The organism is Chryseobacterium sp. 6424 (assembly GCF_003692615.1).
GTDB lineage: Bacteria > Bacteroidota > Bacteroidia > Flavobacteriales > Weeksellaceae > Kaistella.
Genome location: NZ_CP023540.1, coordinates 536,324 through 561,312 on the forward strand (window position 1 = coordinate 536,324; position 24,989 = coordinate 561,312).

Below are 24,989 nucleotides of genomic sequence, written 5' to 3' on the forward strand. Positions count from 1 at the left end.
CTTATTGGGAGGTGGAATATTTCTCCTTAAACCTTTTGTAAAGTTCTTTCTGTTGATTGTTAAGGTCGATTTGCCGGCCATCAATGAAAGCTTCAGTAACATTGTTGGTAAGTTGATCGAGCGCGTCGCCATCAGAAATAAATAGTGTAGCGCTTTTGCCCACTTCCAGGCTGCCATAATCTTTATCGATACCCAGTATTTTTGCAAGATTCAGCGTAATGCTTTGCAGGGCTTTCTCCTTATCTAATCCGTAAGCGGCGGTAGTACCTGCCAGAAAAGGTAAATTCCGGGAATCCGAGAAATCCTTCCGTGCGCTATAATCCAAGCCATGAAGAATGCCTTTGTCAGCTACTTTTTTTGCAAATTCATATGGAAGTCTTGGCGACATCGATTCGTTTGTGGGCAGCGAATGTGGGTTGGTAATGATGAGTGGGAAGCCACTGCGTTTGATCTCCTCCAGCACACTGTCCAGGCTGGCATCGCCCAACAGCACGGTTTTCCTGATGCTGTAATCATTGGCAAATTTGATGACTTCCAGTGCTTCATTGGCGCCTGCTACCTGCGCAAACAAGATTTTGTTACCGTTCAGCACTGGTGCGATAGCTTCAAGTTTATAATCTTTTACGCCGCTGTTTGGTTGATAGGTTTTTGCCCGGGCAAATAGGGCTTTAAGTTCCGTTAAAGTAGCGTCGCGATTTTCTTTTAACTCTTTGTTTCTTTTTTCATCGGCTGATTTGCGGTATTCTGGCCATGCAAGGTGCAGTACATTGTCGGTGGCCACCACTGCGTCCTGCCAGTTCCACCCATCAAGATTCATCACAGATGAAGTGCCTTTCAAAATCCCATCCCCCAATACTGGCTGGGCAAGCAATACACCGTTGGTGCGCACAGTAGGGATGACGTGGCTGTCGGTATTAAAAGCGATCAGTGTGCGTATTTCTGGTACGAAATCGTTTGATTCTACCAGATCTACCGTGGCTTTGGTAGCAGAAATTTCGACAAGTCCTAATGAATTATTTACTAAAATGAAACCTGGATAGACGTGCTTTCCGCTCGCATCGATGACTTTTGCGTTTGAGGGAACTGGGGCGTTAATACCGGTTATTTTCCCCTGGCTGAAGATGATGGAAGTGTTTGGTAAAACGCTGCCCCTGGCGGTATGTAATGTAGCGCCTGTTATGGCGACAGGCACCGTCTGTGCCGGTGCAGGGGCGGGGCGCTGGGCTGCTATGGCAGTTGGCAGCAAAAATATAATTGCGGATGTTTTATAGATAAATTTTCTCATACATTAAAGATTAGTGGGAGTGTTGGTGTTCTTCACCTTCTAGGGTGTCACAATGATAGAGGACGCGTTGTTTTTTCTCGGCGTTTTGGGTGTTGCCCTTTGCAGTATCGTCAGAGAACAGCATTTTTCTGATGATTCTGTTTTTTTCATCCAAGACCATTTTATCTTTAGCTGGTTGTTGCGCAGCATCGAAATACAAGATTCCATCCACGAAGGTTTTGCTGACTTTTGCGTAGATACTCAGTGGATTATCTGTCCATAAGACCAGGTCGGCATCTTTTCCGGGTTCAATGCTACCTACTTTATCATCAATCTGCAGCATCTTTGCAGGGTTCAGGGTGACCATCTTCCAAGCTTCTTCCTGCGGAACGTTCCCGTATTTAACGGTTTTCCCTGCCTCTTGGTTTAGCCTTCTGGCCATTTCTGCATCATCAGAATTTATGGCGACGTTTACACCGGCCTGCAGTAATAAAGCAGCGTTGTAAGGGATCGCTTCCCGCACTTCTTCTTTATACGCCCACCAATCGGAGAATGTAGAAGCGTTGGCGCCATGTCTCTTCATTTTATCGGCTACTTTGTAACCTTCCAGAATGTGTGTAAAGGTCTGCACACGGAAATCAAAACGCTCAGCCACATCCATCAGCATATTGATTTCGCTCTGTACATACGAATGGCAGGTGATAAAGCGGTTGCTTTTCAAGATCTCCAGCATCGTCTCCAGGCGAAGGTCCTTCCGGTAATTTTTCTGGGAGTTTTTTTGCTTTTCATATTCGAGAGCGCGGGTGAACCAGAAGTCGAACGCCTGCTCTACACCGCCTCTGGATTGTGGGAAACGGTTCGGGTTATTGCCCCAGTTACTTTGTTTTACGTTTTCGCCCAGCGCGAATTTAATATAAGGTTTTGCGCCTGGGAACTGCATGGCTTTTGCCTCTTCGCCCCATTTGAATTTTACCATTGATGACTGCCCGCCAATAGGGTTTGCGGAACCGTGCAGTTGCTGTGCGGCGGTAACACCACCAGCCAGCTGTCTGTAGAAATTAACATCATCAGGGTTGATGGCGTCGCTCATCCGTACTTCGCCAGAGTTATTGCTGCCAGCCTCATTTACGCCGCGCGCTAAGCCGATGTGTGTATGCTCATCAATAATGCCATTGGTAAGATGAAGGTTGCTGCCGTCAATCACCAGGGCATTACCAGCCGAAAGATTGGTGCCTATTTGTATGATTTTTCCTTTAGAAACCTTTACATCCGTATTTTTAGCGATGCCTTTGGAGGTGTTTGTCCAAACGGTGGCATTTCTGATCAGATAATCTTTTTGGGAAGGGATGGTTTCGCTACCAAAGGCAACGAAAGGATACCAGATTTTTCCTGGTTCATCGGCTTGGGTGGTTTCTTCCTGTTTGGTTTCGGGCTCGAAATCTTTTACAAAACTGATGGTTACAGGTAAGGAGTTGCCGCTTTGGTCGGTAGCGGTGGTGGTTCGGTTTTTATAATCGGTCAGTGGGATCATGAGCCGGTAATGCTGTATGGAATCGTTGGGCAGGTTCATGTCCAGCGCCATTTTATAATCTGCTACGGCGAGTTTTACTTTTCCTTTTTTATCATCCTGAAAGATCTCTGCTTCAGGTTTGGTTATTTTACCTTTAATTTTCAGGTCGTAAGACTGGTTGTTTAGCTGCACTTTGTAATCCCCACGTACATCGGTCTCAGGCATCCGATTGATGAGGTTGCGCTTGCCTGACACCCAGTTTTCATAAATTACAGCTTCTTTTGCGAAAAGGTCATCGGATACGATGATGAAGTTTGCAAGAGCACCTTTGTTAAGATGCCCAAGGGTGTTTACCTGAAGGATTTGTGCGGGTTTTTCGGTAAGCGACTGCAAGATCTCTTCTTTTGAAAGTCCTTTTTTATGAAGGTCACGGATTCTGTCGAGGAATATATTTTTATCTTTCAGCCGGAACATGGTCAGTGCGAAGGGCACTTTTTCTTTCGCGAGATATACGGCGTTGTAGGGCGCGAGTTCCCAATGTTTGAGTTCTGCCACGTCCAAGTCTTCCACATTCATCAAATCCTGGCTTTGGAAGGGTTTGGGATATTCGAGTGGAAGAATAAACGTTCCGTTGGTGGCTTTCATTTCTTTTGCACGCTGATATTCGTTCCCTGAACCTACGAATACGAATTGTGTAGCGGCTTCATCACCTATGGCATCAGTACGCAGCACGTCCCATTTTTCAGAAGTCTCTATAATGGTTGGTAGCTTACGGTATTGGTTGAAGGCTTCGAGGTTGATATTCTTATTTTCGGTATGGCCGCCTTTGGCGTACCAATCGGCATCCAGATAAAGTTGCCGTAGCAAGGCTACCGAACCTACAAGCGATGATGGATAGGCCTGGCGCGAACTTCCTTTGCTTAAAGATAATATAAGTCCGGCATCTTCCTTAATGATTTTTTCTGATGCCAATCCTTCTCCTAAGTTAATAAGTACGGCTGAGCCGCGCACGATGCCGTCTTCATTAAAGCTGAGTGCGGAGCCAAATCCCTGTTTCAGATAATCCTGAAAGTCTTTTGACTGATTGGTGAAATTGCTTACCGCGCGGGTATTGGCCTTCACGGCATCATTATATGCGGCCGATGTGGCATCAGTAGGTAGATAGGTGCTGCCCGGCTGATATTCGTTACGTTTGGCTTTTTCTACACCAATATTCGCATACGCATCAATGAATGAAGGATATACGAAAGCGCCCTTACCGTCAATTACCACGGCGTTTTTCGGAATGGTAGCTTTGCCGGAAGCTAATACTTTGCCATCCTGAAAAACCAGTACGGCATCATTGATTTTGGTTTTATAATCCTGATAAAGTGTGATGTTTTTTACGGCGTATACACTGTGGTCTTTGCCTTTTGTATCGTTCGGCCAGTAACCGACCTGCGCCGAGGCGGAGATTACAACTGCCACCGAGACTGCGGAAAGTACTTTCTTTAGCATGAAATGAGTTTTCAGTTTATGTATTAAAAGCAGTAAATGTATAAATATTTACTGTCTGAAAACCACTTTTCTTTAAAAAATATAGCTGAATATAGCCTTGCTGCTTGGAGGCGTATAAATATCAAATCCGTTCCAGTTCGTCTGCCGAGATCTGTGTCTTGAACAAGCCGTAATTAACAGTCACTTTCTGGTTTTTGTCAATCTTTTCGATGGTACCGACGCTGGTGCTGCCGGTAATGCGTACGCGCTGGCCAATTTTTAGCCAAGTCGCACGTTCTTTGGTACGGCGTTCTTCCAGCTTTTCGTTGGTTTCGGCGATTTTTTCCTGTACGGTTTCCTTTTTTAGCTGTTGGGTAATTTTGCGTTTTACGATTTGTAATTTCTTGCTTTCATCCTTATCGGAACCTAATTTCCGGAATTTTTCCTGCTCGAGGATTTTCACAAAATCCTTTACCACTTCTTTGCGTGGCTTGCCTTTGGTGTAAGAATCAATGAAGCCTTCTATCTTATTCCCAAACTGCAGTTTGCGGTGTTCGTCCTCGTATAGTTTCTGGAAATTGAAGAGTTTTTGCTGCAATTGCTCATTCAGTTTTTCTAGGTTTTCCTTTTTGTTCTGTGTAGATTCTTTTTGCTCCGTAAGATTTGTTTTCAGTTTTTCGACCTCAAATTTTTCCTGCTGCAGCTTTACGATGGTCTTATCGAGGTTTACGATGTCATGTTCCACCTTTTTTCGGGCAGATTCTATAATGAATTTGGGGATTTTATTCTTCTGCGCGACTTCGAAAGTAAATGAGCTGCCGGCCTGTCCCACTTCAAGTTTATACAGCGGCTCCAGCGTACGCTCATCGAACAACATAGCGGCGTTTTGGGCTGCGGGCAGCTGCTCGATCACCAGTTTGATGTTGGTGTAATGCGTGGTGATGATGGCAAAACTTTTCTTCTTGTAGAAGAACTCCAGGAAGCTCTCGGCCAGCGCACCGCCCAATTCCGGGTCGGAACCGGTGCCGAATTCGTCGATAAGTAATAACGTATTCTCATCAGCCTCGCGAATGATGCCCGACATTTTCTTGAGGCGTGATGAGTAGGTAGAAAGGTGATTATCAATGGATTGGTTATCACCGATATCCGTCATGATCCGGTCGAAAAAGAACATCTCCGAACGTGGATGCACCGGAACCAGGATGCCGCTCTGTAGCATCAGTTGCAGCAATCCGGCTGTTTTAAGTGTAATGGATTTTCCGCCGGCGTTTGGCCCAGAAATACATAAAATCCTGTTGTGTTGTGTTAAGGTAAAGCTTTGCGGATAAATGTCTTTATTTTCTTCGCGGTTGCGCAACAGCAGCAGCGGATGATATGCGTTCACCAGCCTTAGAGTTTGGTGCCGATTGATTTTTGGTAGAATACCGCCTGTCTTTTCAGCGAATTTTGCTTTGGCGCGGGTAAAATCCAGGTCGAAAATGCATTGCTGATAATCTGAAAGTTGTGGCTGGAATACAGCTATTTCTGTCGTAAGGGTTCGCAGGATCTTATCGATTTCCTTTTTTTCTTCTTCCAGGTTTTCGCGGAGTTTGAACTGGTGTTTTACCACAGAATCTGGCTGGATATAGGTGATTGAACCGGTTTTAGAGACGCCCAATGTTCGGCCCGGCACCCGTTTTTTGTAGCCGGATTTTACGGCCAACACCCGCTGGTCATCAATAATACTCTCGCGGATGTCATCAAGGAAATCAGTGGAGGAAAGTGCGGTTAGTACACGGTTAAAGTTCTCTTGGATGGCTTTTCTGGCGTGTGAAATCTCGGTTCTGAGTGTTTTCAGCGCTGGTGAAGCCTCGTTTTTTACTTCCCCGAAACGGTTGAAAACCTTGTCGATCTTATCAATGATTTCTTTGCGGTATTCCGTATGTTTTATGCCTTCATGAAGGTGCTGAAACAATTCGCCGTACTGCGGAAAGAATTTCTGCAATTTACCCATCTGTTCGGTGATGGATTTTATTTTGAGGAAAGCGCTGTTGTCGAGCCGGTAATTCTCAATCAGCATCAGTTTCAGTTCTTCCTCGATGTCTTCATATTCATGGAAGGGGATGGCGTTTGAACTTTCAAAACTCGACAGATATTCTGCGACTTTCCTGAGGGAAATTTCAGCTTCTTCCTGTGGTATTGGTCTCAGCGCTGTAATTTTATCAGCGATTTTAGGGGAGTAGGCGTATGGGGCGATTTCCGCAAGTAGATCCGGAAACTCTAATTCTTCTAATTGGTCTTGGTTAATATGCACGGAACAAATTTAATGAGAATTTTAAAAACTGTTTTGTAAGATATTTTTATCTAATTTTGAATATATCTAAAGATCGCCAATGACCTGGACTGAAGTACTCGCACCAATTAAAAATACGCCTTATTTTGAAACACTTTGGGAAAATGTGAAACAAAACTATGCCACTTCAAAATGTTTTCCGCCAAAGGGACAGATTTTCCGTGCGCTGGAGCTTACACCTTTTGAAGAGGTGAAAGTTGTTATCATCGGACAAGATCCTTACCATAACGATGGGCAGGCAAATGGGTTGTGTTTTTCGGTTTCGGAGAATGTGTCCGCGCCGCCTTCACTTAAGAATATCTTTACGGAGCTTAAGGATGATTTAGGTATCGAACGTACCAAAAAAGAGTTGGATGACTGGGCGAAACAGGGGGTTCTGTTGCTGAATGCCACGCTCACCGTGAAGGCGCATTCGCCCAATTCGCACAAGGATCTTGGTTGGGAACAGTTTACCGATTTCATCATCGGGCAGATCGCAGCGCGCAAAGAGCATGTAGTGTTCGTACTCTGGGGTGCTTTCGCGCAGAAAAAAGAAACGTTGATTGATGCAAGCCGGCACTACGTCATCAAATCTGCACACCCCTCGCCATTTTCAGTATATCGTGGTTTTTACGGCAGCAAGCCATTCTCTAAGATCAATGCGTATCTGGAATCTAAAGATCTGGCGCCTATCTCTTGGTAGTTTGATGATCGGAACCGGCGCTTTTTCTGGTGATATTCAGCCCAATTCGGTAGTTGCCCTTATGATCTTTGTAATCTTTGTTGGTAGTGGGTTGCGGATTTACTTCTGCTAAAGAAAATTCATAACCATTGAAGTTTCTGGATGTATTATAGCCTTTTTTGGTGTCGGCAAGCGTGCTGAGTAATATGGTGTAAGGCCTTGTATATACCCCCATTACTACTATCTGAGCAAGGGCTGTGCCTGCCCACACACAATTTACGCCTTGGGGGCAACGGCTGTCTTCGGTAATTCCTTTGAAGGTGATGTTCATCTGTTGCTCTTTCAGGAATTTGGTTTCGCCTTCTTTAAGGTAAATGATGTTTTGTTCTTTTTTGCCCTTTTCAGTTTTTCTTGTGGCTTCGGGCTCAGGTGGTAATCCTGCGGACATATCTGGTATCGCAGGGGTATGCTGATGAACGCCCGAATCAATCTGTTGTACCAAACTGTTCTGATTTTGGCAAGCGGTAAACCCTATAATACTTAAAACGTAAAGTAAGCTTTTGGAAATCATGATATTAAAGCATATCAAAAATCACTACCAAAAACATTGCCACACCTACAATGAAATTGAAACCGGTGCCATAAAGAAACCCAATGAAAGCCCCTTTGGTGGAGTTCCACGCTTTTTTACGGTCGCTACTGTCATGCAGTAATTCGCCAATGAACACGCCCAAAAACATCCCGATGACAAAGCCAAACGGCACCGGGATAAAAAACATCCCCGCCAGTGTACCTATCACCGAGCCTATGCTGCCCCAGCGTGTACCACCATACTTGCGGTTGGTGCGGGCCGGGATTACATAATTAAGTATGGCGGATATTAAGGTAAGTACCGAAAAAATCCAGATGTAAGCCATCGGCAGGGTAGCATCTGTACCGAATTTATAGATCAGAAGTCCGCATAAACTTAGTAATAAACCGGGCAATACGGGCAGGAAAGTTCCTAGAATACCAAGTACGAGTAAAATGATGCTCACGAAGTAAATCAGTGTATAATCCATTTGATAAATTTTGTTAAAAATAGGTATAAGTCCGGTAAACACAAACAGATTTCTTATTTTTGCTGGAATGAACGAACTGCAAGGTACCAGAGATTTTCTTGAAAATATCAGCGACACGATTCACTATTTTGTGAAAGATCACTTTCCGGATGGTACGGTGCTGATAACACAGATTGTGCTCAAACTCCTGTTCTGGGTTCTTATCATTTATTTAGCAGATTTGCTCTGGAAAATGTTGCTCAACAGCATCTTTAGGATCAAATTTAATAATGACCGGCATCCGATAATGAAATCGGTTTACCTCGCACGTCTCACCAACTCTGCTTCGCACCTGTTCGCGCTGCTTCTAGGCAACTTTGCATTATATTCCATATTTGATCGTCATCCGAAAAGCTTTACCCTTCTCGAAAGATTAATTGACCTTGTCATCGTATTGGTGGTGGCAAACATGCTGTACCGCGGCCTCAGCGCGTTTCGTAACTACTTCACCATCAAGCAAGACTTTTATAAGATCATCGCCTTGAATGCGGTTTCGCAGACGGTTAAGACTTTCGGTATCTTCGTGTCGACTGTAGTGGCGATCTGCGTCATTTTCGGCATCAGCGGCTCCACTATTGTAGGGAGTCTGGGAGCGATAACGGCCGTTTTGGTACTGGTTTTCCGCGATACAATTTTAGGCTTTGTCACCGGTATCCACGTGGCCACCTCGAAGAATTTAAAAGTTGGTGACTGGATCGGCATTCCTAAATACAACCTGGAAGGGAACATCATGGATATCAATCTGCTGACAACTAAAATACAGAATTTCGATAAAACCATTTCCACGATCCCAACTTATGATTTCCTCACTACCGAGATCAAAAACATCCAGGTAATGTCGGAAACCAATACACGCCGAATTAAGAGATCCATTATTTTCAACATCAATTCATTTAAGTTTTTAGATGAAGAAACAATGAGTAAACTGGCAAAGATTAACCTGATTTCAGAGTATCTTACCCAAAAGCAAGGGGAAATGGCGGCACTGCGGCGCACGATTGCCAACCCGGAAATGCTGATCAACGGCCGGCAACTCACCAACATCGGTGTTTTCCGGGAATATGTATTTAATTATCTGAAAAACAACCGCCACATCGATCAGGATGGGACCATCATTGTACGACAGCTTGAAAATACGCCACAAGGCATGCCACTGGAGATTTACTGCTTCACGAATGATGCCGTTTGGGCGAATTATGAAGACATACAGGCTGATATTTTCGACCACTTACTCGTAGCTTCCAAAGAGTTTGATCTTCAGGTAGTTCAGGTAGTAAAAATTTAATTATTCAAATGACAAAACTTAGTGTAAACATCAATAAAATCGCGACGATCCGTAATGCGCGCGGCGGCGAACTGCCCAGTGTGACCGAAGCTGCTGTTAAATTGCAAGATTTTGGTGCACAGGGTATTACTATACATCCCCGGCCTGATGAAAGACATATCACCCGGAAAGACGTGTATGAGCTGAAACCGTTGGTACATACCGAATTCAATATCGAAGGAAACCCACACCGCCCATTTATCGATATGGTTTTGGAAGTGAAGCCCGAGCAGGTGACCTTGGTCCCGGATGCCGATAATGCCATTACCTCCAACGCTGGCTGGAACTGCGAGATTCATTTAGGCTTTCTACGCAACGTGATTGCCGAGTTTAAAGATGCAGGCATCAGGACATCCGTTTTTCTTGATCCCAATCCGGCTATGGTGAAATATGCCGCCGAGACCGGTGCCGACCGTATTGAACTTTATACCGAAGCTTACGCGAAAAATTATCTTCAGAATAAGAAAAAAGCGCTTCAACCCTATCTGGAAACTGCGCTGGAAGCTGAAAAATACGGGCTTGGCGTAAATGCAGGACATGATCTAAGCTTAGAAAACCTTAAATATTTTGCCGATAACATCCCGAATCTTTTGGAGGTTTCCATTGGTCACGCTCTGATTTCCGAGGCGCTGTACATGGGACTTGAAAATACCGTTCAGGCTTATCTGAAACGGTTGGCAAAATGGTAAATAAAGACAAGGCGGGCATAAAACCCGCTTTTGTTTCAAATAGTGCGGGCAGCCATGCCAAAAATTTATATTAATTTTGAACCATAACCTGTAGTGATGGATATTTTACACTCGAAAATTTACGGAGCCGAATTGCCGGGCACACCTTTGCTGGTGTTTCATGGGTTGTTCGGCATGCTGGATAACTGGGGCAGTTTCGGCAAAGAAATGGGCGAATACTTCCCGGTTCATTTAATAGATTTGCGCAATCACGGTAAAAGTTTCCATTCCGAAGAAATGTCGCATGATGACTTGGCGCATGATATTCTGCATTATATGGACTTTAATGGGTTTATAAAAGCTAATCTACTCGGGCATTCCTTAGGCGGCAAAGCAGTGATGCAGTTTGCGGTAAAATATCCGGTGAAAGTACAGAAACTTATCGTGGTAGATATTTCTCCTAAAGCCTATCCACCGCATCATCAGGGGATTTTGAAGGCGCTGCAGAGTGTCGATTTCAATACCATTAGTACACGGCAGCAGGCCGAAGCTGTGCTGCAGCAATATATCCCTGAAAAATCTGTCATTCAGTTTCTGGCGAAAAACCTTTACTGGACTGATGATAAGAAACTCGCCTGGCGCTTCAATCTGAAAACTTTGGCCGAAAAATACAGTCAGTTTGTGTCAAATGCTATTAAATTTGGCATTTATAGTGGCGAAACCCTTTTTATTGCAGGGGCAAAATCCAATTATATTCTCCCGCAGGATGAGTTCCAGATCCGGCAGCAATTTCCCGAAGCTTCCGTAGTGCAGATCGCTGATGCCGGCCATTGGGTACAAGCCGAAAATCCACGCGACTTCAATGAAACTGTGAAAGATTTTCTTATCGAAAACCGCCCTAATTAACCTTTTTTCCTATGATTTTAGTTACTGGTGCCACAGGAATCCTCGGTAGAGTCATCGTTTTAGAATTACTGAAACAAGGTCATAAAGTGCGCGCCACAAAACGGAAATCAAGTGATATTGAAGAAGTAAAACAGTCACTGAAATTCTATACCGATAATTTCGAAGCTTTTTTTGCTGAGATAGATTGGGTAGATGTGGATTTTAAAGATATCTTCTCGCTGCAGCAAGCATTGGCAGGCGTTACGGAAGTGTATCACTGCGCCGCTACAGTAAGTTTTCACCCGGGTTTTCAGCGCGAGATGTTCCGTACAAATATTGATGGGACACGGCAATTGCTTTACGCCTGCGAAGACTCATCGGTACAGAAGTTCTGTTACGTCAGCTCTACCTCAGTGCTGGATGGTCTTAATGAGAACGGCGCGCTGGACGAGGATTCCTTCTATAACGCCAAAATCAACCATTCCAACTACGCGATTTCAAAGCATATCGCTGAAATGGAAGTGTGGCGGGCCTCGGCTGAGGGTCTACAGACCGTCATCATCAATCCAGGTGTCATTATCGGCAGCGGAAACTGGGACAAAAGCAGCGGTCTGATTTTTAAAAATCTTACGCGGCCTTATACGTTCTCGGGTGGCACAGCGTATATTGATGTAAGGGATGTCGCTAAAATCGCTGTTGAACTGATGGAGAAGGAGGTCTTTGACGAACGCTTCATTCTTATTTCAGAGAATAAGACCTTCTTTGAAATGTCAGTTTATCTACGGAAAAAGATCGGTGAAAAAGCACCTAAGATCATCCCCAATAGTTTGCTACGCATAGCTTCGGTCCTTAGTTTTCTTTTAGGTTGGTTATTTTCTTTGCTGAAGCTTGCCAATAAAGTCAATACCGAAACTGTGACTACCTTTACCCCAATCTCCAATGACAAGATTAAGGAACTGATTGGTTATCAGTTCATTCCAGTAGAAGAAAGTTTGGATTTTCACTTTAAAAATTATCTCTCAGATACACAAAACAAATAATAAAAAATGAATTTTGCCTCATTTATCAATACCAATACCGAAAAATTCCCACAGAAACCTGCCATAGGCTTCAAGAAGAAAGATGTGTGGAAGGAAATTCACTGGCAGGATTTCCGCCGCCTGATTTTTAAAACAGCCAACGCTTTGCAGGAGTCCGGAATTTCAGCCAGCGATAAGGTAGCGATCTATAGTGATAATTCGGCGGAGTGGATGGTGCTCGATCTCGCAGTTATGTCACTTGGCGCGATTTCCGTTCCTATTTATTCCACCAATAATGGCGAGCAGGCAGCGTATATCATCAATGATTCTGAAGCTAAAATCATCCTCGTCGGCAACCAAGAACAATATGATGCCGCCTTTGAAATCCTGTGCGGCGACAATACGCTTGAGCAGATCTTGGTGGCTAAAAAATCTATTTGGATAAAAAAAGACCGCAGCGTCTATTTCGAGGATTTCATAAAGTCTGGCGCCGAACATTTTGAGATTGTGCCGAAAGAAAGCGGCGATCTGGCGACCATTATTTACACCTCCGGAACAACAGGCGTACCCAAAGGGGTGATGCTCACGCACGGTAATTTCCAGCAGTGTATTAACGCGCATTTCGAATTCTTTAAATTTAAAAATTTCGAGAACGAGACTTCGCTGGCCTTTCTGCCGTTAACCCACGTTTTTGAGCGCAGCTGGACTTTGCTCTCCTTATATGGCGGTGCAAAAGTGTATTTCCTTGAAAATACCAAACTGATCGCACACGCACTTACCGAAGTAAGACCAACAATGATGTGCGCGGTGCCACGCTTCTACCAAAAAATTTATGCAGGGGTAAATGAGATGGTGAAAAACAGTTCGCCAGCCAAAAAGAAAATATTTAATTGGGCCCTTGAAACCGGCGGAAAAGTAGCGGAACTGAAACGAACCAGCCAGCCTGTACCTTTCGGTTTGCAGGTGAAAAACAAAGTCGCCGGTATGCTGGTCTTCAATAAAATCAGGAAAAAAATGGGTGGCAGACTGTGGTTTATGCCTTGTGGTGGTGCTTCGGTTTCGCCAGAAGTTACCCGTTTCTTCGATGCGATGGGCGCACACATGACAGTAGGTTATGGCCTTACCGAAACTACGGCTACGCTTACCGCTTTTCCTTTTAAAAATTACCAACACGGCAGTGCAGGCATCCCGCTGGGAGATACGCAACTGAAAATTGCCGAAAACAATGAAATCCTAGCCAAAGGCAGCGGCATAATGAAAGGATATTACAAACTTCCCGAAGAAACAGCCGCAGTTTTTACAGAAGATGGCTGGTTCCGTACAGGTGATGCGGGGCGTTTCGATGAAAAAGGCAATCTCTTTATTACCGACCGCATCAAGGATTTGATGAAAACCTCTAACGGTAAATATGTAACGCCACAACCTATCGAGAATCTGCTGTCTAATAATAATTATATTACCCAAGCCATGGTGGTGGCCGAAGGCAAACCATTTGTAACCGCGCTGATTATTCCTAATTTTGAAGCGCTTAAAGAGATGCTTCCGAAACTGAATCTCACTTTTACAAGTTGGCCAGAAATCGTTAATTCAGAGAAGATAAAAGATTTCTACCGCGAAAAACTAGAGGAGATGCAGAAAAGCCTGGCAGGCTTCGAGAAAGTGAAGAAATTTGTGCTGATGCCTTCGGAATTTGAAGTTAATTCCGGCGAAATTACACCTACTTTAAAGGTAAAACGCAATGTAGTCATGCAGAAATATGCAGAACTGATTGAAAAAATGTACGAACATTAATATTAAAAAAGCCTCATTTTACAGGGTTCAATTTAAAAACATGAAAGAATTTCAAGGTTCCGCGCACTATCAACTTATCAATACAGAGGTTTCAGCATCTTGTCCTTCAAATATCGCACTGATAAAATATTGGGGCAAATATGCCCATCAGATACCGGCCAATCCCAGTATCAGTTATACATTAAATAACTGTAAGACAAATACATCCATTCAGTTTTTTGCTGGTGAACCATTTTCGGTGCAGACTTTTCTTTCAGGTAACGAAGAGCAGAAATTTGCCACGAAAATCGAAAAATATTTTCAAAGTATTGAAGAATATCTGCCGTGGATTCTTAAGGGCAGATACGTTATAAACACCGAGAATACCTTCCCGCACAGCTCTGGCATCGCAAGTTCCGCCTCGGGTTTCGGGGCCATCGCGAAATGTTTGGTTACACTAGAAGAAACATTCTCTGGGCAGTTGGGCTGCCAGCTAAAAGACCAAAAGGCCAGTTTCCTTGCCCGCCTGGGCAGTGGGAGTGCGTGCAGAAGCCTCTACAATGGGCTGATCGTTTGGGGAAAAACCGATGAGGTGCCCCATAGTTCAGACTTGTTTGCTGTACCTTATCCTGAAGATGAGATCCACGAGGTGTTTCGCAGTTTTAATGATTGGGTATTGCTCATCCACGAAGGGCAAAAATCGGTAAGTTCAACAGTCGGACATGGGCTGATGAATACCAATCCTTATGCTGGGCGCAGGTTTCAGGAAGCGCATGAAAATTTTACCACTCTTAAAAGCATCCTTAAGACTGGTGATCTCGAAAGCTTCATTAAACTGGTAGAACATGAGGCGCTAACCCTTCATGCGATGATGATGATGAGCGAGCCAGCCTTCATCTTGATGAAAACGGGCACGCTGGAAGTCATTAATAAAATTTGGGATTTTAGGAAAGAAACAGGCCTTCCCTTGTTTTTCACGCTTGATGCAGGCGCTAACGTTCATTTGCTGTTCCCAGCCAATCATACCGAAGATGCGGTGAAAGAATTTATCGTAAAAGAACTTTTGACGCATACACAAAACGGCGGCGTAGTGAAGGACGTCATGCGGTTTTAAACAAAAAAGGCTGTCGCAAATGATGTGTGACAGCCTTTTTATTTATAATTTCTTTTTCGGTTACTTTCTGTTGGCCAGTCTGCTCATGGTGTTCATGACAAATACGACCAAAATACCAATCACCGCAGCCGACATGGACAGGATGAATTTTGAGTTTTCATTGTGCCAGAAGCCCAGTTGCCATTCCATCGCATATAGGTTAAAACCAATGAAAATTACGAAAAGTGCCAGGAATATTTTATAGTAAAGATTCATTTCTAATATTTAAAATTTAACATAAGTACTAAACAGTTGTGCGAAATTTGCCGTAAAGAGTTTGATGGAAATGGCTAACAGCACAATCCCAAAGACTTTTTGCAAAACCTGCAGGGTACCGTCACCCAGTTTTTTCTCGAGCCAGTTAGCCGATTTTAGCACCAAATATACGAAAATTGTATTGAGGACGATCCCACAGATGATGTTAATGTCGTGATATTCGGCACGCAACGAAAGGGTGGTCGTCAGCGTTCCTGCGCCTGCGATCAGCGGAAATGCGATAGGGACGATAGAAGCCGATTTTGCCTCCTGATTTTTATGGATTTCGATCCCTAAGATCATTTCTATCGCGATAATGAAGATGACGAAAGCCCCAGCGATGGCGAAGGAGTTGACATCCACACCGATAAACTTCAGGATTTTATTTCCGATGAATAAGAAAGAAATCATCAGTAACATAGCAACGATGGCTGCTTTGCCCGACTCGATATGCCCAAATTTCTGTTTCAGGCTTACGATAATTGGGATGGAACCTATTATATCAATAACCGCGAAAAGTACCATAGTAGCCGTGAGGGTTTCCTTTAAAGAAAAGACTTCAAACATATCCTAAATTATTAATTCCGCAAAAATAGGCTTTTTTATTGGTTATTCCTAATTTCAGAATAAAGTAAGGAAATCCGTTCTGCCATTTCCATGAACTGCTCGCGTGTGTGATACGGAGCGTATTTTTCAAACTTCAGTTGTTCAGCCAATTCACGGTAGTTATCAAGTGTTTGCTGGCCGAAGTTCTGTGCGATATATTCTTTGAACTTGCTTTCGGTTTCAGTCTGTAAGAAAGATTTTGTATCGTTGTGCAGTTCCTCATAGACCTCGAAAAACTTTGAGAAATCTTCATTTTCAGCCAGTTTTTTTAGATATTCAGCAGTAGCTGAAAACGGCACATGAAATTTTTTACGAATCAGGTCCTCTGTCTCGGCAATGGTAGTGATAGGCTTTTGTTCAGCCACAGGCTGTACACGGTGGCTGCTGATTCTTCTCTTCACGAAAGAGAAAAGACCCAAAACGCCTGCCAGCAACGAAAGATTGGCAATGACGATATACCAGTTGATTTTATCTTTTTCTTTTACTTTCAGCGCATGGGTTTTCAGAACGGGCGTGTTTACGGTTTCAAGTACGGTGTTGGTATATTCATTCACCCGTTCAAGGGCCGATTTGGCATCTACAATCTGTTCGTGTGTTTTCACATCCAACAGCAGTTGTTGCGGGCCCACTTCCATAAATTTTTTCTCTTCCGGACTGAAAAATGCAAAATCCTCAAAACTGATGGTCACTGCGCCTGGTTTTTTAGGAATCACCACATAGTCAGCAATGATGGTCCCCTTCAGACCTTCCTGCTCCACAACTGTGTTTGCCGTGATTTTGGGCGGGAAAAATGTATAGCTGTCCGATGATAATATTTTTGGAAGCGATAAAGTATTCAGGTTACCCGAGCCTGATAGCCTTAAACTGATATTCAGTGGCTTATCTATTTCTGTGATTTCGTTGGGTGTTTTGTTGATGACTTCTACAGCAAATTCCCCGACCGCGTTTTTATAGTGCTTTGGTTTTCCTTCCGGAAGTTTTTTTACATGAAGGCGTACACGGTTTGATTTTATTTTTTCAGGCTCGGCTGCGTTTGCCACCGTGGCAGACACCGGGTTGATCTCGATGTGCCCACTCTCCGAAGGAAAGATCATAAATACTGCCAGCACTTTTGAGGCAATGCCAGCGTTGGTTTCAATTTCGTCATTTGCCAGACTTACAGGTGCGATATGTACATTTTTCTGTTTTGGGAGTTGAATTTTCCCCAGTTTCCGGAAATTCCCATAATCGCGGCTGTAAGCGCGGAGGACAGCAATGGTAGGTTCGTTAGGGTAAACCGATTTGTCCTGAATCTCCATATTGAGATAAAGGTCATTAACGGCTTGATTATCAGCTACAGCTGGGCGGTCACTTTCTCGGACGTTGATGTCGAAAGGTTCGGTTTTGTAGATTTTGCCGTTTACGGTGACCAGTACGGAACCGAATTTAATTTTTCCTGCCTGTTTGGGGCTTAGTACCCACTGAAAAACCATCTGGTTGATGATATCGCCGCGCCGCGCATCGAGTACAATGGTATTTTGCTCCGAACCATAGCCTATAATGTCAAACTTAGAAAGGTCGGGCATGCGTAGAGGGGTTTCTTGCAGCATGTTTTCGCCCGCAATTTCTAGCATTACAGTAAGGTTGAAGCGCTGGTTGACCTTCGGATCTTTAATTTCCGAAACCATCAAAGTCACCTGCCCGTAGGTGAGGCAGGCTGAAAAAAGCAGGAATATGTAAAGGAATTTATTTTTCATCACCAATCCTTCTCGTTGCTTTGCGGCATCGAATAGGAATCTTTGTTGAGAATCCGTTTGGCGGTTTCTCTTTCTTTGTTTTCTACACGGTTAAGAATGGAGTTCTCTAGGTCTTTCGGCATTTTGCCTGAGTTGTCTTTTTTATCGTTCTGGGCATTCCCTTCGCCTTGGCCTTTGTTCCGCTGTCCGCTGCCGGCATGGTTTTTTGGGGTGTTACCTTTGTCCTGTCCCTGTTGCTGCTCTTGGTTTTCACCGCCACCACCGCCACCAGACTGGGTTTGTTGATTCTGCTGTTTTTCTTTTTCTTTCAGCATCGCGATTTCGTAATTTTTACGGATGTTTTCGTTATAGGGATCTTGTTTAAGTGCCTGTTTATAATAATCTGCGGCTTTGCGGCTGTCGCCCGCCTGCATATTTGCATTGCCCAGATTATACAGGGCAGCGGCTTTATCGGGTAGGGTGGTTGCAAACCGGTTGGCCTTCTCATATTCCGCGATGGCTTCCGCATATTGTTTACGTTTGTACATGGCGTTACCGAGGTTGTAATGGGCGGCAAAATCATTGTTCTTTACCTTTACAGCTTCCGCAAATTTAGAGGAGGAACTTTCGTAATCTTGACGGTCAAAATCTTTATTTCCCTCATGGATAAGCATATTGTAGCTATTCTGCCCCCAAAGAAGAGAACAGAATAGAATGAAAAGCAGGGAAAATTTTGGGTTCCAGTTCATTAGCGCAAAATTATTCCTTTAATTGTTAATATTTAAGCAGGTATCTGTTAAATTTGGGTTAAAAGCGTATGTATCCACGGTTATCAAAGGTTAAAACCACCTTTTGGATTGAATAATATAATGATGAGAAATAGAAAAACAGAAACCGCCAGAAAATATTGATAATAATGCACGGCGTTCTGCGATTTTACCGTTGTAAGCGCGCTGCCAGAAGTGCGGTTAAGCGCATCATTTATTTGTAGTACAGCGTTTTCTAAATTATTTCCGTCCACGTAGGTCCCACCCGTATGTTCAGCGATATTCCTAAGCGCAGCAGTCTGCCTTTTCGAGATGACAGTCTGGCCGGTCATGTCTGTCTTATAACCCATAAGCTGCCCGAAAACATATTCGGGGATGGGTGCGCCCTCTTCAGAGCCTATACCTACAGATACCACCAAGATTCCCTCTCGTTTTGCCAGCCTGATGGCCGCTTTTTCGTTCCCCTCGTTATCTTCACCATCGCTTAAAAGGACGATCTTTCTGGAGCCTTTGGCAACGTTCTTGAACTTGAATGCAGCAGTTTCTATGGCTTTTAGAAAATCGGTCCCCTGCATTTTCATGATGTTGGTTTCCACACCGCTTACATAGGTTTCCACAGCGGTAAAATCGGTGGTTAAAGGCATGATGGAAGCTGCTTCGCCGGCAAATACCAAAATCCCCACCTTGTCATTCTTCATCTCATTCATCGTTTGGATGATGATGTTTCGGGCCTGCACGAGTCGGTTCTGCTCCACATCCTGCGCGTTCATCGAGTTAGAGACATCAAGCAGAAAGATGACATTGTTCATTTTCTGTTGCGTTTCTATTTCTTCGGAGCCTTGCAGCAAATCTACGATTGAAATAACCAAAAAGAATACGGCGATTAAGTACAAGGCTGGCAGCAACTTAGTAAAGGCGTGTCTTTTGCCAAACAGGCTCTCTTGAAAGCGCTGTTCAGCGAACAGGCTGCGTTTTTTTCGGCTCCAACGGGTGTATCGTATCATCAGCACACCACACAGCGGCAGAAGCAGCAGCAGGAATAAATACCAGTGATTTCCTAAATACCAATCCATATTTATAGCAGCAACAGTGCTTTTTTTAGTTTAAAAATTTAAATATAACCCACCGCAAGAGCGCGTCTAACAATAAAATACCCAATGCGAACCAAAGGAAATACCTGAAATGTTCTTTATAATTATACAGTTTTGAAGTCTGAAGTTCGGATTTTTCAAGTTGGTTGATCTCTTCATACACCTCTTCAAGGCTTTGGTTGGAGGTGGCACGGAAGTATTTTCCGCCGGTAGTTTGTGCGATTTCCCGCAATACCGGTTCATCAATTTTCACTTCGGTTTCGGTAAATACCAAGTCACCGAAAATATCTGTTTGTGTAGGCATCAGGGCGTATCCGTTTGTGCCGATTCCTACGGAATATACACGGATGTCGTTGCTCTTGGCAAGTTGGGCGCCTACCTGTGCGGGCATCGCGTTTTCTATGGTATTCACCCCATCAGTCATCAGAATGATGATCTTAGACTTGGCTTTGCTGTGTCGCAGGTGACTTACGGCAACCGATAGCCCTTCGCCGATAGCCGTGCCCGGCTGCAATTCTAAAGGGTTCAATGCATCCAGTTCTTCTAAAAGTACCTCGTGGTCTGAAGTGACAGGGACTTTTGTAAAAGCCTCACCGGAATAGGTGACGAGCCCGATGCGGTCGCCTGGCCGCTTGTTAACGAATTTCTTGGCGATATCTTTGAGTGCGTTGAGCCGGTCTGGCTCTAAATCTTTGGCGAGCATACTTAATGAGACGTCCACGGAGAGCATGATATCGATTCCTTTGCTGTCATCATTATTTTCAGAGATGGTGAAAGTCCTTGGTCTGGCGAGCGCGATAATCAGCGCAGTGAGTAACAGATATTTTGAAAGTTTAAGGAAAAAGAGGATGAAATGTATGCCTCTGCCGGGCTTCATGTGGGAGACGGTTGGCACCTTCACGGCACGGCGGGTGGTTTTGCGCAGGTCTTTGATTAATAATGGGATAAAAACCAAGAAAAGCAGCAGAAACCACGGGCTGTAAAATTCGAAATGTTGCAGGTCAAATAGCGTCATACACCGGTTCTTAACTGCTCGACTTCTAGATCTTTGGCGGAGCGTTTTACAAAATTCTTTATCTCATCCAGGTCTTTCTGCATCGCGGCCTGATCGGGGAATGTTTTTGCGAACTTCACCAAATCGCCCCGCAGAAATATTTCTTCTACTATTTTTTCATTTTCCGGGGAAATCGCGTTGTTTACCTTCATTACATCGATTAAGTCATCTGTCAATAATACATCGGCCGGAATCTTATACTGTCGGGTGATGAATGAACGGGAGATTTCGATAAGCTCTACGTAGAAAGACCGGTAATCACCTTTTTCGATGAATTTCTTTTTCTTCAGATTCTCCAGTTCGCGCAAGGTTTGGTTGGTCATCACGGCCGGCGAATCCTTCCGTCTGCGTGCATACCGTATGAACTGGTAAATGATAAAGACCAGTGCTAAAATTACCAACAATGCCAACAGATACCATTTATAAAGTTCCCAGTAATCCTGTATTTCAAGTTTCACCTCTTTATTCTTCATGATATCATGTATCACATCGCCTTTCTGTGCGGTATTTACCACTTCAACCTCATAGGGGATGGTATAATATATTTCGTCGCCAATCTTAAAGTCAAGTTTAGGAATGGTGAATTTTCCTTCCTCAAAAACTGCAAATTCTATAATCCGTTCATAATCATCTGGTTGAATATGGGTGCTGTCTTTAACTTCTTCAAAATGAAATGGCAGCAGTTCATTCTTTGGAGCCGAAGAAACTGTTTTGCCCTGCAACCCCGAGATATTGATGCGGAGGACACCCACTTCGCCTAAAGCGAGCGTTGTTTTATCAAGCTTGGATCCCAATGTTTGTGCATGAATTACCATACTGAGCATCAGGAAGAAAATGTAATATACTCTTTTCAAATTCTGTTGAATATTAATGGCGACCATTATCTTTTTCTGAAGTATTGATACAGAAGTTTCGCGTAATCATCACCTGTATTGATGTTCATGAAACCAGCAGAAGCGTTCTCGAAATCTTCTTCCACACCCTTTACTTTCTGTTTTTGTTTTTCGGCAAACTCATAGCGCCAGCGTGCGCTGGATGTGTTCACCCACATTTGTTGGCCAGTCTCGGCATCTTGAAATAGTGCGTACCCCACATCGGGTATTTCATTGTCCTTGTTGTCGTAGATTCGCATACCGAGTAGCTGGTGTTTTCTGGCGGCGACACGCAGGATTTTCTGATCATACTCATCCTCAAAATCCGAGAACATGAATACGAGTGATTTCTTCTTGAAGACGCTCATCATATATTGCAGTACCACATCCGTTCTGGCTTCTGCAGGCACATATTCTGCGGTAAGGATGTTGCTGAGGATGGCTAGGATATGCTTGCGACCTTTCTGTGGAGGGATTACTTTGTATACTTTGTCCGCGAACAGGATGAGTCCTACTTTATCGTTATTTCCCGCGGCGGAAAATCCCACGCTGGCCGCGATTTCGGCAACAAATTCGCGCTTAAGTTGTAGATGTGTGCCATAATCCATGGAAGCGGAGATGTCTATCAGCAACATCATGGTAAGTTCGCGTTCTTCTTCCATCACTTTTACGAAAGGTTCGCGGAAGCGGGCGGTCTTGTTCCAGTCGATACGGCGGATCTCATCACCAAACTGGTACGGGCGCACTTCAGAGAAAGTCATCCCCTGGCCTTTAAAAGCACTGTGATACTGGCCCATCAGGGTAGCTTCCGTCTTTTTTCTGGTTCGGATTTCAATCTGTTTTACTTTTTTAATGATGTCGCGGATCTCCATTGATGGTTAGGGTGCCTGTACTTTACTCAGGATTCTGTTTACAATTTCATCGGCGTTAATTTCCTCTGCTTCAGCTTCGAAGCTTAGTCCGATCCTGTGCCGTAATACATCTTTGGCAATCTCTTTTACATCTTCGGGCAGTACAAAAGCCCTGTTCCTAAGGAAGGCTACTGCGCGCGAGGCGATAGAAAGATTAATTGAGGCCCGCGGGGAAGCACCAAAACTGACGTAATTCTTCAGTTCGGCCAAGCCGTATTTTTCCGGGAAACGGGTAGCAAAAACCATGTCGAGAATATATTTTTCAATTTTCTCGTCGAGATAAATTTGGTTGATGAGGTTTTTGGCTTCCGAAATATTCTGTAACGAAATGACCGGACGGATCTGTGGTTGATGCGAGGTAGATACCATTTTCATGATTTTTCTCTCATCCTCAAAATCGGGGTAGGAGATGGTGCATTTCAGCATAAAGCGGTCGCTTTGCGCTTCTGGCAGCAGGTACGTACCTTCCTGATCAATGGGGTTTTGGGTGGCCAGTACCAGAAAGGGTTTTGGGAGCGGCATGGTTTCATCACCTATCGTTACCTGCTTTTCCTGCATGGCCTCTAACAGTGCCGACTGTACTTTTGATGGTGCACGGTTGATCTCATCTGCCAATACGAAATTGGCGAAAATTGGGCCGCGTTTTATACTGAAATCATTGTCCTTGATATTATACATCATGGTACCAACCACATCGGCCGGCAGCAGGTCGGGGGTAAACTGTATTCTGGAAAATTCACCCTGCACAGCCTCCGCTAGGGTTTTGATGGCTAAAGTTTTAGCAAGCCCAGGTACCCCCTCCAACAGTACATGCCCATTACCCAAAAGACCGATCAGCAGGCGGTCAACCATATATTCCTGTCCGATGATGGCTTTGTTGATCTCTTGTTTCAGTAGGGTGAAGTAGTAATTTTGCTCGCGTACTTTATCGTTAAGTTGTTTAATATCCTCTGCCTGATGAAGTTCTGACATGTGTTATTTTTAGATTAAAAGTGTAAATTTCTAATAAATACCGGGATCAGTCAACACAATTAGTGCCAAGTTTTAGTTAAAGTTTTGTTAAAGCATCTTGCCCCAAGACTGTATGAGCAGCGAAGAATACTGTAGCCGTAAGCCAGCGAACATCTTTTGCTGTTTCCAGTTAATTAAACTATTTTTGATACTTAAAATGTCACACCGATGAACTACCACTTTCAGGCACACCGGCAAGTCCGCAGAAATCTCCTAGATATTCTACAAAATACCAGCCCACAAGAACTGATGATAATCCCGGATGGCTTCAACAATAATATTTACTGGAATATCGCGCACACCGTAGCCACCCAGCAACTTTTATGTTATTACCTCAGCGGTAACCCCTTTCGTATTGATAAATATTGGATTGAAACATATAAAAAAGGCACCCTGCCCAACCTGAGTGTAGAGCAGTCGGAGATCGATGACCTGGCTTTCCTGCTGACAGAAACCTCGAAGATTTTAATGAAAGATTACGATGCGGATTTTTTTGCGGATTATACCTCATACACCACCAGTTTCGGCCTTGATCTGAAGAATATTCAGGATGCCATTATCTTCAACAATATGCATGAGTCGCTGCATTTGGGTTATGCGATGGCCCAAAAACGTGCGATCCTGGGTGAACAGTTCTAACGCGACACAGACAACTTTAAACATTACTATTTTGAAAGACTTTTCACATAAAAAAACCTCTGAAAACCACGATAAAGACCGCAAAGATGATTTTATTTTCGGACTTCGGCCGGTGATGGAGGCCATAGAGGCCGGTAAAACCATTGATAAGATATTCATGCAGAATGCACTGCAGGGTGAGATTTATCTCGAACTGAAAAACCTGCTTGCAAGACATAAAATTCGTCCGAATTACGTTCCAGTAGAAAAACTCAATAGATTTACAAGGAAAAACCACCAAGGGGTAGTCGCTTTTATTTCAGATGTTCCGTTTGAAAAGATTGAAGATGTGCTTCCACAACTGTTCGAGGAAGGAAAAACCCCATTTTTATTGATCCTCGACCGTCTAACGGATGTGCGGAATTTCGGGGCTATTTGCCGTACCGCGGAATGTGTTGGCGTACACGCCGTCATTCTGCCCGAAAAAGGCGCCGCACCAATCAATTCTGATGCGATCAAAACTTCTGCCGGCGCTATCTACAACCTGAAGATTTGTAAAGAGAAAAACCTTGCCCATACGGTAGATTTCCTACAGCAAAGTGGCGTACAGGTACTCGCCGCCAGTGAAAAGGCTCAGAAACTGATCTACGATGCCGATTTTACCGAACCTTGCGCCATCGTGATGGGTAATGAAGAAACGGGTATTTCGAAAGAAGTGTTGCATCATGCAGACGAGAAGATAAAACTGCCGATTGTAGGCAAAACGCAGTCCCTGAACGTATCCGTCGCTTGTGGTGCCATCTTATATGAAGCGGTGCGACAGAAAAACCTCGCCGGTAAATAAACTGCGTACGCTTTAAAGTTTGCATTCTCTTCATTTAGCACTCAATTTGATTAAAAATTTATTTACTTAATTAAAACAGAGAT

At 44.0% G+C, this 24,989-nt stretch carries 23 protein-coding genes; 9 read left to right on the forward strand and 14 right to left on the reverse strand.

Annotated elements, in window-relative coordinates:
- Window position 1: 1 nt before the first annotated feature.
- From CO230_RS02485 to CO230_RS02495, 3 genes are all read right to left on the reverse strand, one after another.
- Complete coding sequence (locus CO230_RS02485) at window positions 2–1,285, reverse strand: amidohydrolase family protein (protein ID WP_122027153.1); 1,284 nt, start codon at window positions 1,283–1,285, stop codon at window positions 2–4.
- Window positions 1,286–1,295: 10 nt separating this feature from the next.
- A complete protein-coding gene (locus tag CO230_RS02490) occupies window positions 1,296–4,271 on the reverse strand; it encodes an amidohydrolase family protein (RefSeq protein WP_122027154.1) in 2,976 nt (991 codons plus the stop codon).
- A 121-nt stretch (window positions 4,272–4,392) separates the two neighbouring features.
- Window positions 4,393–6,543, reverse strand: coding sequence for an endonuclease MutS2 (locus CO230_RS02495; RefSeq protein ID WP_122027155.1), 2,151 nt, complete (start codon window positions 6,541–6,543; stop codon window positions 4,393–4,395).
- A 79-nt stretch (window positions 6,544–6,622) separates the two neighbouring features.
- Here CO230_RS02495 and CO230_RS02500 point away from each other — a divergent pair, with 79 nt between their 5' ends.
- Window positions 6,623–7,264, forward strand: a complete 642-nt coding sequence (locus tag CO230_RS02500; protein ID WP_122027156.1) for a uracil-DNA glycosylase — start codon at window positions 6,623–6,625, stop codon at window positions 7,262–7,264.
- Here CO230_RS02500 and CO230_RS02505 read toward each other — a convergent pair.
- A complete protein-coding gene (locus tag CO230_RS02505) occupies window positions 7,251–7,745 on the reverse strand; it encodes a hypothetical protein (protein ID WP_162989960.1) in 495 nt (164 codons plus the stop codon). The genes CO230_RS02500 and CO230_RS02505 overlap by 14 nt on opposite strands.
- 73 nt (window positions 7,746–7,818) lie before the next feature.
- The gene (locus tag CO230_RS02510) at window positions 7,819–8,304 is read right to left on the reverse strand and encodes a DUF456 domain-containing protein (RefSeq protein WP_122027158.1); all 486 of its coding nucleotides are present in this window, start codon (window positions 8,302–8,304) and stop codon (window positions 7,819–7,821) included.
- Window positions 8,305–8,371: 67 nt separating this feature from the next.
- Here CO230_RS02510 and CO230_RS02515 point away from each other — a divergent pair, with 67 nt between their 5' ends.
- From CO230_RS02515 to CO230_RS02540, 6 genes are all read left to right on the forward strand, one after another.
- Window positions 8,372–9,628 carry a mechanosensitive ion channel family protein gene (locus tag CO230_RS02515; protein WP_122027159.1) on the forward strand — a complete coding sequence of 419 codons (1,257 nt, stop codon included), beginning with the start codon at window positions 8,372–8,374 and terminating at the stop codon, window positions 9,626–9,628.
- 8 nt (window positions 9,629–9,636) lie between these two features.
- Entirely contained in the window at window positions 9,637–10,356 is a 720-nt protein-coding gene (locus CO230_RS02520; protein ID WP_122027160.1) for a pyridoxine 5'-phosphate synthase, read from the forward strand.
- A 96-nt stretch (window positions 10,357–10,452) separates the two neighbouring features.
- Window positions 10,453–11,241 (forward strand): alpha/beta fold hydrolase, encoded by a 789-nt coding sequence (locus tag CO230_RS02525; protein WP_122027161.1) that lies wholly within the window; start codon window positions 10,453–10,455, stop codon window positions 11,239–11,241.
- Between the two features lie 11 nt (window positions 11,242–11,252).
- Complete coding sequence (locus CO230_RS02530; protein ID WP_122027162.1) at window positions 11,253–12,260, forward strand: SDR family NAD(P)-dependent oxidoreductase; 1,008 nt, start codon at window positions 11,253–11,255, stop codon at window positions 12,258–12,260.
- Window positions 12,261–12,266: 6 nt separating this feature from the next.
- The gene (locus CO230_RS02535; protein WP_122027163.1) at window positions 12,267–14,030 is read left to right on the forward strand and encodes an AMP-dependent synthetase/ligase; all 1,764 of its coding nucleotides are present in this window, start codon (window positions 12,267–12,269) and stop codon (window positions 14,028–14,030) included.
- Window positions 14,031–14,070: 40 nt separating this feature from the next.
- Entirely contained in the window at window positions 14,071–15,123 is a 1,053-nt protein-coding gene (locus CO230_RS02540; RefSeq protein ID WP_122027164.1) for a diphosphomevalonate/mevalonate 3,5-bisphosphate decarboxylase family protein, read from the forward strand.
- Between the two features lie 60 nt (window positions 15,124–15,183).
- On the opposite strand, the gene CO230_RS02545 is transcribed toward CO230_RS02540, so the two are convergent.
- The 9 genes from CO230_RS02545 to CO230_RS02585 all read right to left on the reverse strand — a co-directional run bounded on the left by CO230_RS02545 (window position 15,184) and on the right by CO230_RS02585 (window position 23,405).
- Window positions 15,184–15,378 (reverse strand): hypothetical protein, encoded by a 195-nt coding sequence (locus CO230_RS02545; protein ID WP_122027165.1) that lies wholly within the window; start codon window positions 15,376–15,378, stop codon window positions 15,184–15,186.
- Between the two features lie 9 nt (window positions 15,379–15,387).
- A complete protein-coding gene (locus CO230_RS02550; protein ID WP_122027166.1) occupies window positions 15,388–15,984 on the reverse strand; it encodes a MarC family protein in 597 nt (198 codons plus the stop codon).
- Window positions 15,985–16,019: 35 nt separating this feature from the next.
- A complete protein-coding gene (locus CO230_RS02555; protein ID WP_122027167.1) occupies window positions 16,020–17,759 on the reverse strand; it encodes a BatD family protein in 1,740 nt (579 codons plus the stop codon).
- The gene (locus tag CO230_RS02560; protein ID WP_228438169.1) at window positions 17,759–18,412 is read right to left on the reverse strand and encodes a tetratricopeptide repeat protein; all 654 of its coding nucleotides are present in this window, start codon (window positions 18,410–18,412) and stop codon (window positions 17,759–17,761) included. The genes CO230_RS02555 and CO230_RS02560 overlap by 1 nt, the downstream gene beginning before the upstream one ends.
- A gap of 158 nt (window positions 18,413–18,570) precedes the next feature.
- The gene (locus tag CO230_RS02565) at window positions 18,571–19,578 is read right to left on the reverse strand and encodes a vWA domain-containing protein (protein ID WP_122027169.1); all 1,008 of its coding nucleotides are present in this window, start codon (window positions 19,576–19,578) and stop codon (window positions 18,571–18,573) included.
- Window positions 19,579–19,603: 25 nt separating this feature from the next.
- Window positions 19,604–20,611, reverse strand: coding sequence for a VWA domain-containing protein (locus CO230_RS02570; protein ID WP_122027170.1), 1,008 nt, complete (start codon window positions 20,609–20,611; stop codon window positions 19,604–19,606).
- Window positions 20,608–21,474: a hypothetical protein gene (locus tag CO230_RS02575; RefSeq protein WP_122028862.1), complete on the reverse strand. Its 867-nt coding sequence runs from the start codon at window positions 21,472–21,474 to the stop codon at window positions 20,608–20,610. The genes CO230_RS02570 and CO230_RS02575 overlap by 4 nt, the downstream gene beginning before the upstream one ends.
- Before the next feature lie 56 nt (window positions 21,475–21,530).
- Window positions 21,531–22,394, reverse strand: coding sequence for a DUF58 domain-containing protein (locus tag CO230_RS02580; protein WP_122027171.1), 864 nt, complete (start codon window positions 22,392–22,394; stop codon window positions 21,531–21,533).
- A gap of 6 nt (window positions 22,395–22,400) precedes the next feature.
- Window positions 22,401–23,405, reverse strand: coding sequence for an AAA family ATPase (locus tag CO230_RS02585; protein ID WP_122027172.1), 1,005 nt, complete (start codon window positions 23,403–23,405; stop codon window positions 22,401–22,403).
- A 207-nt stretch (window positions 23,406–23,612) separates the two neighbouring features.
- Between CO230_RS02585 and CO230_RS02590 the strand changes: the two genes are divergently transcribed.
- Window positions 23,613–24,083, forward strand: coding sequence for a DinB family protein (locus CO230_RS02590; RefSeq protein ID WP_122027173.1), 471 nt, complete (start codon window positions 23,613–23,615; stop codon window positions 24,081–24,083).
- A 31-nt stretch (window positions 24,084–24,114) separates the two neighbouring features.
- The gene (gene rlmB / locus CO230_RS02595; RefSeq protein ID WP_122028863.1) at window positions 24,115–24,906 is read left to right on the forward strand and encodes a 23S rRNA (guanosine(2251)-2'-O)-methyltransferase RlmB; all 792 of its coding nucleotides are present in this window, start codon (window positions 24,115–24,117) and stop codon (window positions 24,904–24,906) included.
- The last annotated feature ends 83 nt before the right edge of the window (window positions 24,907–24,989 follow it).

Excerpts from the sequence above, each read along its gene's own strand:
- CO230_RS02485 (WP_122027153.1), bottom strand. The coding sequence starts at position 1,285 with ATGAGAAAATTTATCTATAAAACATCCGCAATTATATTTTTGCTGCCA.
- CO230_RS02490 (WP_122027154.1), bottom strand. The coding sequence starts at position 4,271 with ATGCTAAAGAAAGTACTTTCCGCAGTCTCGGTGGCAGTTGTAATCTCC.
- CO230_RS02500 (WP_122027156.1), top strand. The coding sequence starts at position 6,623 with ATGACCTGGACTGAAGTACTCGCACCAATTAAAAATACGCCTTATTTT.
- CO230_RS02510 (WP_122027158.1), bottom strand. The coding sequence starts at position 8,304 with ATGGATTATACACTGATTTACTTCGTGAGCATCATTTTACTCGTACTT.
- CO230_RS02515 (WP_122027159.1), top strand. The coding sequence starts at position 8,372 with ATGAACGAACTGCAAGGTACCAGAGATTTTCTTGAAAATATCAGCGAC.
- CO230_RS02520 (WP_122027160.1), top strand. The coding sequence starts at position 9,637 with ATGACAAAACTTAGTGTAAACATCAATAAAATCGCGACGATCCGTAAT.
- CO230_RS02525 (WP_122027161.1), top strand. The coding sequence starts at position 10,453 with ATGGATATTTTACACTCGAAAATTTACGGAGCCGAATTGCCGGGCACA.
- CO230_RS02530 (WP_122027162.1), top strand. The coding sequence starts at position 11,253 with ATGATTTTAGTTACTGGTGCCACAGGAATCCTCGGTAGAGTCATCGTT.
- CO230_RS02535 (WP_122027163.1), top strand. The coding sequence starts at position 12,267 with ATGAATTTTGCCTCATTTATCAATACCAATACCGAAAAATTCCCACAG.
- CO230_RS02540 (WP_122027164.1), top strand. The coding sequence starts at position 14,071 with ATGAAAGAATTTCAAGGTTCCGCGCACTATCAACTTATCAATACAGAG.
- CO230_RS02545 (WP_122027165.1), bottom strand. The coding sequence starts at position 15,378 with ATGAATCTTTACTATAAAATATTCCTGGCACTTTTCGTAATTTTCATT.
- CO230_RS02550 (WP_122027166.1), bottom strand. The coding sequence starts at position 15,984 with ATGTTTGAAGTCTTTTCTTTAAAGGAAACCCTCACGGCTACTATGGTA.
- CO230_RS02555 (WP_122027167.1), bottom strand. The coding sequence starts at position 17,759 with ATGAAAAATAAATTCCTTTACATATTCCTGCTTTTTTCAGCCTGCCTC.
- CO230_RS02560 (WP_228438169.1), bottom strand. The coding sequence starts at position 18,412 with ATGCTTATCCATGAGGGAAATAAAGATTTTGACCGTCAAGATTACGAA.
- CO230_RS02565 (WP_122027169.1), bottom strand. The coding sequence starts at position 19,578 with ATGGATTGGTATTTAGGAAATCACTGGTATTTATTCCTGCTGCTGCTT.
- CO230_RS02570 (WP_122027170.1), bottom strand. The coding sequence starts at position 20,611 with ATGACGCTATTTGACCTGCAACATTTCGAATTTTACAGCCCGTGGTTT.
- CO230_RS02575 (WP_122028862.1), bottom strand. The coding sequence starts at position 21,474 with ATGCTCAGTATGGTAATTCATGCACAAACATTGGGATCCAAGCTTGAT.
- CO230_RS02580 (WP_122027171.1), bottom strand. The coding sequence starts at position 22,394 with ATGGAGATCCGCGACATCATTAAAAAAGTAAAACAGATTGAAATCCGA.
- CO230_RS02585 (WP_122027172.1), bottom strand. The coding sequence starts at position 23,405 with ATGTCAGAACTTCATCAGGCAGAGGATATTAAACAACTTAACGATAAA.
- CO230_RS02590 (WP_122027173.1), top strand. The coding sequence starts at position 23,613 with ATGAACTACCACTTTCAGGCACACCGGCAAGTCCGCAGAAATCTCCTA.